The 14,507-nt window shown below is 42.6% G+C and carries 15 protein-coding genes and 1 riboswitch; of the genes, 3 read left to right on the top strand and 12 right to left on the bottom strand.

The features are described 5' to 3' along the window. Positions 1-74: 74 nt before the first annotated feature. The 3 genes from ERJ70_RS06190 to ERJ70_RS06180 form a co-directional block, all read right to left on the bottom strand. A complete protein-coding gene (locus ERJ70_RS06190) occupies positions 75-1,016 on the bottom strand; it encodes an ABC transporter permease (RefSeq protein ID WP_209367945.1) in 942 nt (313 codons plus the stop codon). Then, positions 994-1,950: an ABC transporter ATP-binding protein gene (locus ERJ70_RS06185; RefSeq protein ID WP_209367943.1), complete on the bottom strand. Its 957-nt coding sequence runs from the start codon at positions 1,948-1,950 to the stop codon at positions 994-996. Before ERJ70_RS06185 ends, ERJ70_RS06190 begins: the two co-directional genes overlap by 23 nt. A 294-nt stretch (positions 1,951-2,244) precedes the next feature. Then, positions 2,245-2,781 (bottom strand): YkuS family protein, encoded by a 537-nt coding sequence (locus tag ERJ70_RS06180; RefSeq protein WP_209367941.1) that lies wholly within the window; start codon positions 2,779-2,781, stop codon positions 2,245-2,247. A gap of 157 nt (positions 2,782-2,938) precedes the next feature. On the opposite strand from ERJ70_RS06180, the gene ERJ70_RS06175 reads away from it, so the two are divergent. Next, positions 2,939-3,163 carry a KGG domain-containing protein gene (locus tag ERJ70_RS06175; RefSeq protein WP_074597885.1) on the top strand — a complete coding sequence of 75 codons (225 nt, stop codon included), beginning with the start codon at positions 2,939-2,941 and terminating at the stop codon, positions 3,161-3,163. A 99-nt stretch (positions 3,164-3,262) separates the two neighbouring features. Here ERJ70_RS06175 and ERJ70_RS06170 read toward each other — a convergent pair whose 3' ends face one another. The 8 genes from ERJ70_RS06170 to ERJ70_RS06135 form a co-directional block, all read right to left on the bottom strand. Beyond that, a complete protein-coding gene (locus ERJ70_RS06170) occupies positions 3,263-3,838 on the bottom strand; it encodes a hypothetical protein (protein WP_209367940.1) in 576 nt (191 codons plus the stop codon). A gap of 196 nt (positions 3,839-4,034) precedes the next feature. Beyond that, complete coding sequence (locus ERJ70_RS06165) at positions 4,035-4,787, bottom strand: alpha/beta hydrolase (protein ID WP_209367938.1); 753 nt, start codon at positions 4,785-4,787, stop codon at positions 4,035-4,037. Positions 4,788-5,158: 371 nt separating this feature from the next. Further along, complete coding sequence (locus ERJ70_RS06160; protein ID WP_209367936.1) at positions 5,159-5,788, bottom strand: queuosine precursor transporter; 630 nt, start codon at positions 5,786-5,788, stop codon at positions 5,159-5,161. Positions 5,789-5,860: 72 nt separating this feature from the next. After that, positions 5,861-6,358, bottom strand: a complete 498-nt coding sequence (queF, locus tag ERJ70_RS06155) for a preQ(1) synthase (protein WP_209367934.1) — start codon at positions 6,356-6,358, stop codon at positions 5,861-5,863. A 121-nt stretch (positions 6,359-6,479) separates the two neighbouring features. Beyond that, a riboswitch (PreQ1 riboswitch) is annotated at positions 6,480-6,526 on the bottom strand. A gap of 407 nt (positions 6,527-6,933) precedes the next feature. Next, positions 6,934-7,485, bottom strand: coding sequence for an RNA polymerase sigma factor (locus ERJ70_RS06150; RefSeq protein WP_209367932.1), 552 nt, complete (start codon positions 7,483-7,485; stop codon positions 6,934-6,936). 18 nt (positions 7,486-7,503) lie between these two features. After that, positions 7,504-9,477: a DUF6449 domain-containing protein gene (locus ERJ70_RS06145; RefSeq protein WP_209367930.1), complete on the bottom strand. Its 1,974-nt coding sequence runs from the start codon at positions 9,475-9,477 to the stop codon at positions 7,504-7,506. Further along, complete coding sequence (locus tag ERJ70_RS06140) at positions 9,452-10,351, bottom strand: ABC transporter ATP-binding protein (protein ID WP_209367928.1); 900 nt, start codon at positions 10,349-10,351, stop codon at positions 9,452-9,454. The genes ERJ70_RS06145 and ERJ70_RS06140 overlap by 26 nt, the downstream gene beginning before the upstream one ends. Continuing rightward, the gene (locus ERJ70_RS06135) at positions 10,348-10,734 is read right to left on the bottom strand and encodes a GntR family transcriptional regulator (RefSeq protein WP_209367926.1); all 387 of its coding nucleotides are present in this window, start codon (positions 10,732-10,734) and stop codon (positions 10,348-10,350) included. Before ERJ70_RS06135 ends, ERJ70_RS06140 begins: the two co-directional genes overlap by 4 nt. A 222-nt stretch (positions 10,735-10,956) precedes the next feature. Between ERJ70_RS06135 and ERJ70_RS06130 the strand changes: the two genes are divergently transcribed. Together ERJ70_RS06130 and ERJ70_RS06125 are read left to right on the top strand one after the other, a co-directional pair. Next, positions 10,957-11,295: a hypothetical protein gene (locus ERJ70_RS06130; RefSeq protein WP_209367925.1), complete on the top strand. Its 339-nt coding sequence runs from the start codon at positions 10,957-10,959 to the stop codon at positions 11,293-11,295. Positions 11,296-11,900: 605 nt separating this feature from the next. Further along, positions 11,901-13,403, top strand: a complete 1,503-nt coding sequence (locus ERJ70_RS06125) for a potassium/proton antiporter (protein WP_209367923.1) — start codon at positions 11,901-11,903, stop codon at positions 13,401-13,403. 44 nt (positions 13,404-13,447) lie between these two features. Here ERJ70_RS06125 and ERJ70_RS06120 read toward each other — a convergent pair whose 3' ends face one another. Beyond that, on the bottom strand, positions 13,448-14,500 hold the full coding sequence (locus ERJ70_RS06120; protein WP_209367921.1) for a lactonase family protein: 1,053 nt from the start codon (positions 14,498-14,500) through the stop codon (positions 13,448-13,450). Positions 14,501-14,507 lie beyond the last annotated feature (7 nt).

Genomic DNA, 14,507 nt, shown 5'->3' with positions numbered 1-14,507 from the left:
CCCTTTTTTGCAGGTTCTTGTTTTATTTTAGCAGGCGGAACAGATTATCGAAAGCCGTACTTCTGCATGATGGATCAGGAGATATCCCGTTTGGTGAAAGTCATAAAAGCTGTTCCAAGGAACACTGCCAAGTACAGAAACAGCATAACAATCGAAAATGTCATCGTCATTCCTTCCACAAAAGGAGTCCCACTCACATAACGGTTTAAATCTGTGTTGGCAAACAACAAGTACTTGGTCCAATCGAACCGTTCTGCCAGCAAGCTTGTGAAAGTGCCTCCCATCAAATACGCAAACAGCGAAACACCGAGAGATACTGCTGTATTCCTGAAAATCGCGGACAAGGCAAAAGCAAGCGACACCATCATCCATAGGTCGATAGTGGAGAAAAAGAAATAACGAAGCAGATATACAAGCACATTCTCTTCGGAAACGACTCCGTTGTTGACCGTCAAGTGGACCATAGATTCACCCATGCCGAACAAGATGACACCCACTGCCAATGAGGCAATGAACAATAGCACCACAAGCAGCAAGCCATAGGCCAATACCGTCAAATATTTGGCCAGCAATACTTTCCAACGCGGGGCAGGACGGATCATCACCAGCTTAATCGTTCCCCCGCTGAACTCCGAAGATACAATTCCGGCTGCAATGATCATCACCAATAAACCGGCAACAGAAATCAAGGGAACATTTTCCACTGTATAAGACCAGACACTCAGCTCGGCGCCGGGTTTGATGTCATGATCGATTCGATAGTTATTGACTGCAATCTGGTTTCGGTTGTTTTCTGTCAAAATTGGATTATTCGCATGTTCCTGGTTTTGCTCTTTCATCTGCTCATTTTTTGCAGCCAGGTTCTCCTGCCAATTATCCGGCACCGAATGAGCATCCTCTGTGATTTTACCAATCATCCCAGTAGCTATGACCAGCAGGACAATAATCACCCCCATCAAATAAATAGATGGCTTTTTGCTTAGTTTAAACCATTCATTGCGAGTGAGCGTCAGCATATGCCTCCCCCTTTTCATTGGTTATTTCCAGAAAACGATCTTCCAATGTTTGCTGGCCGTCCCTTACCCGATAGATCGCATGGCTTTCAGTTGCCAACAATTGAATGACTTTCGCGGTCATTTCTTTATCTGCTTGGATGTAAAGCTGCTCTCCTGAGCGGCGGGTTTCAAGTGATGGCAGTTTTTGATGAAGTAACTGTTCGGCATTCTTGCTGTCGGCCAGTTCTATCACTACTTGACTGGCCGGTTTTTCAAAGTTCTCTTTGTCTGGTCTCTCTTTGATAGTTTCCGTACGGATCAGCCGCCCGTTTTGTATAATCGCTACTCGGTCGCACATCAATTCAATTTCTGATAATAAGTGGCTAGATATTATTATGGTCATATTTTGTTCACTCGCCAGCCTGCGGATGTACTCCCGGAATTCACGGATACCAGCTGGATCCAATCCATTCGTCGGTTCATCCAATATCAGCACCTTTGGTCGATGCAACAAGCTCTGCGCTAAACCGAGACGCTGTTTCATGCCGAGTGAATAGGTCTTCACCTTTTTTTGAATGCTTTCGGTTAACCCGACAACACGTACCACATCATCGATGGTTTTCCTACTGATCTTTTTATCCTGAAGCTTGGCGAAGTAGCGTAAATTATCTAAACCGCTCATATATAAATAGAAATCCGGATTTTCGACAATCGCACCGAGTTTGTGAGCAGTAGCCGAGCGTTCTTTTGATATGGATATACCATCGATCAGGATATCTCCCGATGTAATGGCCATCAAGCCAACTATCATCCGGATTGTCGTTGTTTTCCCTGCCCCGTTTGGACCGAGTAAGCCAAATACTTCACCTTTATGGATGTCGAGCGACAGCTGATCGATAATCGTACTTCCGCCGATTTTCTTCGTCACATCTTTCAATTGAATTCCTAAAGCCAACTTGCATCCCTCCTCTTTATCTTCCTCTCGTTCTGTTTTCATTATATATTAAAATTGTCTTTTTGCAATATATATTTGTCATTTAGCTTATTATATTTTTCTTCATAACCATAAAAAAGCGCACCAGCCTAATGGCTGATGCGCCTTTATAGACGGAAGGAAAGCCGAAAAGCCGGAATGTTTTGCCCCCATTCCCTTGCATGCATATCGAGCGTTTTCCAACGGTTTTACACGGCCTGTTGAAACATGCTAAATAAAAAGGCACCCGGAGAAGGATGCCTTTTTAACCATCATTTATTTTTTCAGCTCTGTGCCACCGATTAATTCTAAATCCCGTTCCTGGGCAGCAAGCTCATTTTTACTGTCATCATCCAGATTACTGGTGGATTGGCCTGGCACCTTATCCTTCACTTTGCCGGTCAGATTCATGGTCTGCTGTTTCGTCTGCTGCAGTTTTTGATTCAAATTGTCACGTGTCTTCTTGCCGCTGGCTGGAGCTAGCATAAAACCAATGGTGACTCCGACAATGCTCCCTACAGCAAGGCCGTTTACAAGTTGTTTACCAGAGATGCCACCGGATTTCTTATCGATTGTTCCAGCGCGTTGTAGTCTTTCTTCCACTTCAGCAACGATTTCTTTTACACTTCGTCCGCGGGCGGAAATCAATGGTACATTCATGTGGATGTCCGTCAAGTCTTCCAGATCTCTTACAACGACCGCATCAAATTCGGCAGCATCCACTTTTCGTTCGAGCATTTCCGCTTGGTAGCCTTTTTTGTTCAATTGCTTTTTCACATCTTCGAATGGTTGTTCTACTGCAACTCTTACCATCTATATTTACCTCCTCAGCTGTTGTTGGTTATAATTTGCCCGTTATCAAGATAGAGTAAACAATATATTTTTCGATCCTAGTATGTTTAGTATTTTGTACAGAGTGAATAGTAGTTATGTAAGCATCATATAACACTCACGAAAGGAGTTTTATAGAATGGCTGACAAGAACAATAACAAGAAAATGTCTGTAGAGGAAGCAGGTCGCAAAGGTGGGGAAAAAACTTCTCGTAATCACGACCAGGAATTCTATGAAGAAATTGGTAAAAAGGGCGGAGAAACAACGTCTAAGAACCATGACGAAGAATTTTATGAAGAAATCGGCAAAAAAGGCGGAGAAACACGCGGACGCCAACAGCAAAATAAAAACAACAATTCTTAACAGATCATGCAGCAGGAAGGCTGAGGTTTTCATATAGATGACAAACCTGCGAAAAACGAGCTTATATTCTAAGCTCGTTTTTTGTTTGCTTTTTGGCTGTTACTTCAAAGTATTGGTTACTCCCCAAATTTTATCCGTACCCTGGTAATCATTGAGGGCGATATCCAAATCATGAAACATACGGTGCAAGCTTCTAACTGTTTTTTTATTGTCATCATCGAGAGCTGAAGTTGCCAGCTGATCAATTTTTTCCAAATCACTCTTTAAGGCATCGTCCTTCACTTTCGGCAGCATTTCGTCCAGCACAGCGAGAATCTCCTCTGCCTCTGTTTCTTGTTCGGACCAATCGAGATTGTCAATCCGGCCATAACCCGTGGTATCGTTATAAAAGTCATGAGTTTCGGCTACAAAGTCGCCAACATCTTCGTATTCTTTACCTACCGACTCTCTCGTCTCTTCCGCTTTTTGTTCCAGTTCCTCCTGGCTTTGTCCGGATTCAGAAGACTCTTCGGTCTGCTGTTCACTAGTTTCTGTCTGCCGGTCATTGAATAGTCCGATGCCCCCTAAGTCAAAAACAAAGGAGAAAAAAGCAACCGCAACCACCAATGTGATACCTAAAGCAGTCAAACTCCAGCCGAACCAGCCCATCCGTTTTCTTTTCCCGCTTCTCGGCATGTCTGCAGCATCCTTTCCTTGCGCTTTTCTGTCTTTTTTTATGAACGTTTAGTGAATCCTAGAATACTCTACTGATTATTTTAGCTTTTTTCTTTATTTCAGACTAGTAGTTTGCAATCATAACATAGAATAAATCAACCACCTGGTGTGATAAAGGTGGTTGATTTATATGTCCTGTGACTATGAAATTCTGCGTTTAGCAGTTTGCTTTAATGAATTGAATCGCTTTATTCGCAATCACTTCTTTGTCGTTGTCCAAAGTGGCAACGTGGTAGCTTGCTTCCAAGGGAAACAACGTTTTTTCAGCCGAAGAAACCGAATCATAAATAAGTTTCGAATTTTCCGGCGGAACGACATGATCTTCATTAGAAGAAAAGATCAAGGCAGGGGCCGTAATATTGCTTAAATTTTGCTTGACCATTTCCGTTAATGTGACTATCTCTCCCATCGATTTAACCGGGGTTTTTTCGTAGGCAAGTTCTTTGACCCCCGGCCTTTTGATATCGGAGCCGATTCCATTTACAAATCTAGTATCCGTCTGGGACAATTTCCGGTAATTTTCAGCCATTTCTGGAATATCCACAGCAGCATTAATGGGCAGAATCCCATTTATTTCCGGGTGCTGCTCCGCTAAGTATAATGTCAACGTACCACCCATGGACAAACCGGCGACAAACAACTTGGAGCATTCTTCCTTTAACGTTGCCAAGCCCGCTTCTACGTTATCAATCCAATCCTGGTAAGTAGACGCTTCCATATCCTCCGGATCAGTACCATGGCCTTCCAATCTCGGTCCCAGGACAGTAAAACCTTCTGCCGCAAACTGTTCACCTATATATCGCATACTCTGCGTCGTACCGGTGAATCCGTGTATAACCAGCACGCCAATTTCATTGCCGGCAAAGTAAAAAGCATCTGCATCCTTCATCACTCGATAATTAGCCGCCATCATACTACCTCCCTATTTCAAACAAAAATATGTATCTCTACTTTTCATGTATAACAGTTAAATCTTACCATAACCCAGAAAAAATACAAACCATCTTTTGAAAAGAAAACGACTAAGGGGGCGCTAAGGGGGTAGCTAAGGGGGTCAGTCCCCAAAAGAGGCCTAAATTGAAACTTTTATTGATTTTCAATATAGGAGGGACTGACCCCATATAGGCATTTTTTGTCTAATAGAAACAACCTTACTGATATCCAAAACGGTTGAAATCCTTGGCAGGAGCGGGATTGGGGATAAAATATAAGCAGGGGAGGGACTGTCCCTAATTAAATAAACCGCCGTTCACTAGGAAACGGCGGTTTTAACTTTCATCTTTACTTGGAAAGGACGGCGCGTTGCTTGGTTTCCGACTTTCCTGCCATCTTGACCAACAGGTAAGCAATTGGTGTATCGATGAGAGCAACTATTACTTTAAAGAGATACTGCGAACCGATCATTACGACAAGCACACCGAAGGGGACTGTCCCTCCAAAAGCTATGGTGACGAATAAAATCGTATCAATCAGTTGGCTGGTGATTGTCGAAAAGTTATTGCGCAGCCATAGTTTCTCACTTCCATGTTTCTTCTTTAAAGAATGGAAAATGGAAACATCTAAGTTTTGACTGGCTATATAGGACACCAAGCTTGCCAGCATTACTCGGAAACTACCGCCAAGTACTGTTTCAAATTCGATTTGTTCTGCAAACACAGGTGCCGCCGGTAGCTCGATGGCAATAAAGATAAAAATCATTGCTAATATCTGGGTAATAAATCCCGCTTGAACTGTCTTTCGGGCGGCGTCCTTTCCATAAACCTCACCGATTACGTCGGTTATCAAATAGGTGATGACATATACAATCACGGCTGCCGGCAGGACTACACCTCCTGCAGCAAATAATTTCACACCGAGCACATTGGAAATTACCAAGAGACCGGTGAATAGTGCATTTAAATAAATCAACATTGCTTCTTCTCCCTTTCGTCTTGAAACAAGGAAAGGAACTAGGTAGTACCCTCTTCTAACTAAGAAAGATTTTTATCGATTATCGATTTTTTCGGGATAGAGGTCATGGTTCATCATTCGATGGTCAGCCATCTGAACGAATTTAGTATCCGGCTTACCATAATTACAGAATGGATCTATGGAGATTCCTCCACGAGGAGTGAATTTCCCCCATACTTCAATATACCGAGGGTCCATTAAGTTAATTAGATCATTCATGATGATATTCATACTATCTTCATGAAAGTCACCATGATTGCGGAAGCTAAACAGGTATAACTTCAAAGATTTACTCTCCACCATTTTTTCATCCGGAATGTAACTGATATAGACGGTCCCGAAATCGGGCTGTCCTGTTTTAGGGCAAAGTGTGGTGAATTCAGGGCAATTGAATTTCACAAAATAATCACGATCCGGATGTTTATTATCAAATGTCTCAAGTACTTCCGGTGTATAGTCAAATTGATAGGTCGTCCCCTGACTTCCCAGCAATGTTATGTCTGTCAGCTCTTCATCTCTTCTTCCTGCCATCTTGAACGCTCCTTTTTACTTGTCTGTTTACCAGCAAGGATTATTTGTCATAACACATCTTCTTAAAAGATCGGAACAAAAAGACCATGCCCCTAACGGACATGGCCTAAAGCACCTGTTAATGTCCTTAGTTTTTTATAGAGGGTTTTCGCTAAGAACCTCTCCCGATCAAACGGATTATCTCCTTATTTCCCGACTAATTATATAGAGCATGTCCTAAAAAGTCAAACAGAAGTATGGGGTCAGTCCCCCGACAATCCTTCACAACCTCGAATTACGTCGAGAGGGACTGACCCCACAAGCCAGTTTTCCTTCGTATTTTATAATCGCGGGGACTGTCCCCGAACTCCCTAATCTCTTGATAATTCAAGCTTTCCTGTAATTTCCGCCTGCAATAAGACCGGTTCAGGGTCTGTCCCCTCGGCCCACTAATGGCCATTAAAATCCCCGATTCCACACTCGGAGGGACTGACCCCAAAAGGTCTTCAAGGGGCTTACTTCCCTGGTTTTACCCTGGCCGGGGACTGACCCCGGATCCGGACCCCGGATCCGCCCCCGGCTCCCGGACAAAGTTTTCAGGCGCTGATATTGGTGGTTGGGCTTGTCTGTTCCATTCCTTCTTTGACACGTTTTCTGGCCCTGTATAATCTTGCTTTGACGGTTCCAAGGGCGAGTCTTAAGCTGCCGGCGATTTCTTTATCAGTCCACTCGTTTTGGTATTTCAAGGTGAAGACCTTGCGAAGTTTAGGGCTCAGCAAGACTACCTGCCGCTTTATTTGTTCTTCGGTCCATTTGTATTCCACTTGTTTTTCAACCACCCGTTCTTCCGAGCTGCTTTCCTGGCTGGTCAAGTACACATCCTCAAGCGGGACATAAGTCCGCTTTTTCTCTTTCCTGATTGCATCGATAGCAGTCCGGTAAGCAATGCTTGTCAACCATGCTCCGAGCTTGTCATGGTCACGCAATTTATCAAAATGCTTATAGGCCTTGATGAAAGCATCCTGAACGACATCTTCGGCAAGACAACGATCTTTCGTTATACCGACCGAAACCAAATACATCCGTTGGTAATACTGTTGATAAACGGCTTCAAAACAAATTCCCTCCCCCGTCTTAGCTTCTTTCATTTCCATTCTCTCTCCTTTTTATTTGTTTCCAAAATAATCGGTAACAAATGCTGGCACATTATTTTTGGATATAGGACGGATAACCGGCTGTTCATCCCCTTCTAGGAAAAGACCAACATAATAGTGGGAAGAAACATTCGTCCCATGATTTTCACTTGCTGTCGTTTCCAGAGTCTCTCTTAGTTTTTGTTTATCTTCGACAACCAGACCGTTGTCACCATTTTTGCTTTCATAAAACGTCTGATATACATCTTCACTTTCTTCTCTTTCATCCAATATGACTGCATAAGAAATATCTTCAGCCTGGATGATTGTTTGGTCGTAAATCCCCTGTTTTTTCAGCCAGTTTCCAAATCTTTCATAAGAACGCAGTATTGGAAGCTGGTACATCATGTTTTCCCCTTCTGGAAATTCAATATAAGCCATGGTGTCGATTGGATGGACCATTTCCTCATATGTTTGATCATAAATATCTTGCTTCAAATTCTGCAGGGCTTCTTTAATTTCAGTTTTTTCCACAATACGAGTGCTGCTAGAACGATCGAATTCATTGAAAATAACCAAATTGCTAAAGTCATTTTCATCCAGTGTCAAAATCCTGTTCTTGATTTCCTTATATTCACGGGACTCATAAATCGGCTTCAAGTATGGTGCAAACGTTTCGTCTAAATCGATATAGTACTCCCGATTGATCCTGCTTCCGTTTTTCAACTGGTAACTGAAAAACAATTTTTCTTTATTAGCGCGATTTTCTGGCAAACCACTAATCGATTGTTCAACAATTTGCTGATGCAAATTCTGGATCTTTCTAATGATTGCCGGATCCTGGATTGCCAGTTTCCTTATGTTTTTTGTTGAGCGTTCATCATTGTAGTACATTGGATTTTCATTAAAGTAAACCGATTCAATCTGTTCCGCTTCCGGTATCCTTTTTTCATAACCCGTAATATCGAAAGAAAGCAGAAGAATGACGGCCCCTGCGGCTGCTAGAAACAGAACATATCCTTTCCATTTGCCGAATACACGCCACGTTTTTTGCAGGACCATCTCGGCTACCAAATAGCCGATAAATGAGCCCAATACATAGCCAAAGACTATCCAACCGAAGTAGTTGTCGGTTTCGTCGAAATAAAACCCTCCGAACAGTAGCATGCAGGTGGTTACGCCATATTTAAAAATTGGCCGCACTTGGTGAAATGCCAAAGGCTGACCACTAGCTTCAGCCGGCCTTTTGTGATAAATGAACCAAGCCAAGGCGTAAAACACCACAGAAAGTAGTAAGTAGATGCTAAACTTCCAGCCATGAAACTTCCAATCGTTCATATCAACAAAATCTGTTAACGGTGAATACAAGTTCACATTGGTAAGGTGATAGTAAGACGTTGGAAATCCATCCAATAAGACATTCAGGTTGGAATAAATCAATACAAGAATACCAGCTGGAAACAGGAGGAAAATGTACGTCAATACACCCTGCACCGCAGAAATACCGGTAAACATCCCAATCAATACTCCCGCTGAGAACAGCAAGAGAGAAAAAGCGACAGAAGCGCCAAACCACTCCCAAATGTCTGCCTGCGTGTAAACCATGTACAAATCCAGGGCCGGCAGCATCAATGACAAAATTACGGCTGTTAACAGTAAAGGCATTACTATAAGCGCTATTCCGATAAGAAAGTGATGGTTAAAGATCTTCCTTCGAGTGATTGGCAGGCTGTGTATGAAATCTGAAGCATTTTTCACTTGCATGTATCGATATAAAAACACGGCGACCAGTACCGGGATAATATATAGAAGGAATAATTGAATCTCTCCATTAGACTCAAACAAACTATTAAAGGAATATTCCATCCGTTCATTTGTTTCTAACATCAGCAAGTTCAACGGCAGTGAAAATACCAGACCCGCGAAGTAAACAATAGCAATCCAGCCTGTACTCAATAAATCCTGCTTCAATAACTGTTTGTTAAACAAGGATGTTTTCGATCGCATAACCGGCGTCCCCCATTTCATACACAAATATTTCTTCTAGTGTTAATGGCAGCAGGTCGAGAATGACTGGGTGATATTGTTCCAAGTGAGAAACGATGTGTTCTTCCTTCCCTCTCACAATCGCCAAAATCACACTGCCGCGTCTCTCTTTGTATAATATGTCCAGGCCATCCCAGACTTCCGTGTCCGGCTTTTCCCGAAAGGCTACCTGAACCTTATGGATATCTGATTTCAAATCATCAATGTCTTTTTCCAACAAAAGCTTCCCTTGATGAAGAATGCCGATATAATCACAAATATCCTCTATTTCCCGGAGGTTGTGAGAAGAAATGACAATCGTCATCTCCCTTTCTGCGACGTCCTGTACAAGCAAGTTTTTAATTTTTTTCCGGATAACGGCATCCAATCCGTCGAATGGTTCATCTAAAACGAGATATTCCGGCATGGTGGACAAAGCGAGCCAAAACGCGACCTGACGCTGCATCCCCTTCGAGAACTGGCTGATTTTCTTTTTCATATCCAGCTGAAACAAGTGCTGCAGTTTTAAAAAACGCTCCTGATTCCAGTCAGGGTACGTATCCCGAAAAAAGTCAGCCATCTGTTTGATGGTGTATTGGGAAAAGAAATAAAGGGAGTCGGAAAGAAAAAACATTTTCGCCTTCACTTCTGTATCCTCGAAAACACCTTTGCCGTCTATCGTTATTTCTCCATCTTCCGGTCTGGCAATTCCGGCAATGATCTTCATTAAAGTCGTTTTTCCGGCTCCATTCGATCCCAGCAAGCCGTAAATAGAGCCCTTGCGAACCTGTAAACTGACATGTTGTAACACATGAGATTTTTCATATTTCTTGCTAATACTGTTACTGACAATCATCGCGATTCCCCCCTCTTTACTTGATCCTCTATTTCATTGATCAATGTCTGTAACTCATCCTTCGTCATCCCGAAAAACATTGCTTCAGCTATTAATTTTTCCAATTGGGCTTTCACTTTCTGCAGTTCTTCCGATTTCTCCGTTTTTACCAGTTTGTTGACAAAACTTCCTTTTCCTTTGACCGAATAAATATAGCCTTGTGTCTCCAGTTCTCTATAAGCTTTTTGAATCGTATTTGGATTGATTGTTAATTGTTGGGCCAGTACACGAACAGAGGGGAGTTTTTCATCTACTTGAAGAACATCGTTGATGATCAGCTCTTTCAGCTTATCGACCAACTGTTCATATATGGGCTTCCGGCTTCTAACATCGAGATCGAACATCGCGTAACCTCCGCTTCCGGTTAACTGTATTAACTGTATTAATATTAGTAATACAGTTAAAGTATATCCTAACCAAATGAATTTGAGAAGTGATAATTTAGATTTTTTATAAAACCAGCCTGTAGAAGATATTTCCAATAACGAAAAGTTACTGCTTCCACGTACGAATTGGTTTTATAAAAAGGATCAAAGGTAATACTTGGGAAAGAGGAGGTTGCTGGGATGATTAGTTTACTGATTAAAATCGTGATGCTGCCAATTATTATTTTGCTCTTCACTTCTATTTATGAAGGAGTCCAATTTGAATCGGTGTGGCAGACCATTGCAGCGATCGTTTTGCTTGCGGTGGTTGGAGTCGTGATGGAAGCTTTACTTTTGCGGAGAAAGACATTTTGGCTGAGTATCTTACTCGATTTCGCAGCCACTATAGGATTACTGCTGCTTATTGCTGCTGTTTTTTCGGATATCCACATCACCCTGACCGGAGCAATTCTGATTTCGGTAATTGTAGCAATACAAGAATATTTTGTTCATTTATTATTGATTAGCAATGATAAATAACACCCGTTTGTTAAAGGCTCTTGTTCCGAATTAATTGGTGTATTGGATAGAAACTGCGCAGTAGTTTGAATGCGTCTTCCTGACATCCAACCTTTATTGGATAGGAGAACAGCGCTGCGGAAACACCCTGCGCTTTCCGCAGCGCTGGATTAGCACTCATCTGTAAAGAATAGGAGGAAGCAGCAACAGAGTTAATTCGCGGTTTATATCTTTTGTGCAGCAGTAAAAACTCATAGAATACAGCCTTGTTGAAAGTTATATTTTGAACAAAAGGATTATCGCTATGCCGAATGAGTATAAGCCATCCATTTTATTTTGAAAAAATAGGTTTAATCTTTCGCCATTGAGGATATTGTATCTATACATCTCATCTAAATGGTTATTCTCTACTTCCTATTGGTGAGGTAGAAGTAGATGGAAACTTCCTCCCCCCTTAAAAATAGAGCTCGTTACAGGCTCGCCAGACTGCCGTATTTCGGCAGTCTGTTTTTGTCCATTCATGTTTTTTCTTTCCAACAATGCGAGAATTTTGTTATTTACTAAAAATACGATTACTATTGATAATAGAAAGAAAATTATTTATTTGTGAGAGGATTGAACAAAAGTTGGAGTTATCGGTTCAAGCATTGATATTTTTATTTTCTACCATGTTGATCATCGGGGTGCTGGCTACAAAATTCTCCACACGATTAGGGCTTCCCTCGCTTGTACTCTTTCTACTGGTCGGTATGTTTCTAAACAATTACATATTCTTTGAAAATGCGAAACTCAGCCAATTGATCGGTATTGTCGCCTTAATCATCATTTTGTTTGAAGGTGGTACGCAAACCAAGTGGGGAAATATCCGCCCAGTCCTGGGAGCCGCAGGAATTCTTGCTACAATCGGCGTGTTGATTACCACGGTCGTAACGGGTATTGCAGCCATGTATATCCTGGACCTGTCCCTGCTTGAAGGAATGCTCTTCGGTGCCATCGTCGGCTCGACGGATGCTGCGGCAGTATTTTCTGTTCTCGGCAACAAAAATATCAAGCGGCGAATCACCTCTACATTGGAAGCCGAGTCCGGTACCAACGATCCGATGGCCGTTTTTTTGACCGTAACGTTCATCGAAGTCATTCAGCTGCCGGACAGTTCTATATGGACTGCAGTCGGAAGCTTTTTCTGGCAAATGGGAATCGGATTGGTGATCGGTATCCTGCTTGGTAAAGCAACGACCACTGTTATCAATAAAATCACGCTCGATGCTTCCGGTTTGTATCCTGTTCTTGCGCTTGCATGTGCTATTTTCACCTATGCTTTCACTTCCGCTGTCGGCGGCAGCGGTCTGCTTGCCGTTTACGTTATGGCGGTTTATATCGGCAACAATGATTTGATGTACCGATTTTCAATTTTACGATTCAACGAAGGCTTTGCCTGGATGATGCAAATTATCATGTTCATTCTCTTGGGGTTACTAGTTTTCCCTGAACAACTACTTGAAATCTTTTGGCAAGGTCTTTTCTTATCAGTGGTTTTAATGTTTATCGCACGGCCTGTCGGTGTATTTCTCAGCATGCTCTTTATGAAATACTCCGGCAAGGAAAAGACATTCATCTCCTGGGCAGGTTTGAAAGGGGCAGTACCAGTCATCCTCGCCACTTATCCAACGCTCGCCGGGGTGGAAAACAGTCAGTTGATTTTTAACGTCGTATTTTTCGTGGTGCTTACTTCCGCCCTGATTCAAGGAAGCACGTTATCCTGGCTTGGCAGCAAGTTGAAATTGACAGAAACGAGGCAGGCAAGTCCTTTTCCTACGATGGAATTGATTACACTTGGGAGATCCGGAGCGGAAATCATGGAGGCAACCATTAGCGAGAATACACCAGCGACAGGAGTGACGCTTGAGGACTTAACTCTTCCAGAAGAAACACTGATCACCGCTATCATCCGGGAAGGAAAAGTGATTACTCCTACAGGGAGCTCAATCCTTCAAACCGGGGATACGTTGTATGTTCTTACCCACAAAAAGCAGCGCGACCAGGTCAGGGCGCTTCTTTTTGGTAAGAAGAAAGCAAAGAAAACAGAAGAAAAAGACGAGAGAAAAACGAAAAAAGTCCATAAAGACTAAAAGGAGGCATCCACTTTAGACGAGCGAATGCCTCCTTCCTTTTTTTACTGATGGATAAATTTCACACAAACCGGATTCGGCACTGTCACATCTTTTTGCTTTAGTTCCAGTTTTCCGGTTTCCGTATCACGAGTAAATAAGGTCAAATTACTGGAATTTTGGTTAGATGCCAGTAAGTATTTTTCAGAAGGATCCAAGCAGAAATCGCGCGGCCAATCCCCTTCTGTCGAATAGTGTTCCACAAACGTCAGCTTTTCACCGTCCTCTTCCACTGCAAACAAGGCAATACTGTCATGGCCGCGATTTCCGGCATACACAAAGCGTCCATCTGATGAAATATGAATGGCACTGCCTTGGCTGTTTTCCGTAAAGCTTTCTGGAATGGTCGAAATCGACTGGACTTGGGAGAAACTTCCGTTCATCTGATCGTAAGCAAGAACAAGGACCTCATTGCTCAGCTCCGTCATTACATAGGCAAACTTCCCATTGGGATGGAACACAATATGGCGTGGTCCGCTCCCTGGTTTAGTGGAAAGGCTGCTTACTTCCTCCAGTTTCCTATCATTGATTTCGTATGTTTTTATCGTATCGGACCCTAAATCAACTACGACGACATAGTTTTCATCTGGCGTGTAACCCGAAAAATGAACATGCGGTTTTTCCTGTCTTTCATGAGGTCCGGACCCGTCATGTTCGACTATGGATGAAGCAGGGGCAATTGCTCCTGTGTCAGCATCGACTGGGTAGGCATCGACCGTACCTTTATGATAATTGGCTGTAACCAATTGTTTGTTTGAACTGTCAATGCTGATATGGCAAGGAGCAGCACCTTCCAACACCTGTTTATTAACCAAAGTAAGGGTACCATTTTCATTAATAGAGTAAGCTGCCGCACCCCCGCCATCTTGTTCCTGCATGACAGAATATAGGTACTTATTATTCTTGCTTATCGTTAAATAAGTTGGTTTTTCTACATGAGCAGCATCCGCTACGACGGAAACCTCCCCATTCGACTGATCCAGCGCAAACGAATAAATGCCTAAGCTTTCCCCGTTCGTGTATGTACCAATATATCCGAGGATTTGTTGTTTAACCATTACTAGT

The sequence above is a fragment of the Sediminibacillus dalangtanensis genome (assembly GCF_017792025.1).
GTDB lineage: Bacteria > Bacillota > Bacilli > Bacillales > Amphibacillaceae > Sediminibacillus > Sediminibacillus dalangtanensis.
This window is presented reverse-complemented; position numbering and strand designations above follow the sequence as displayed.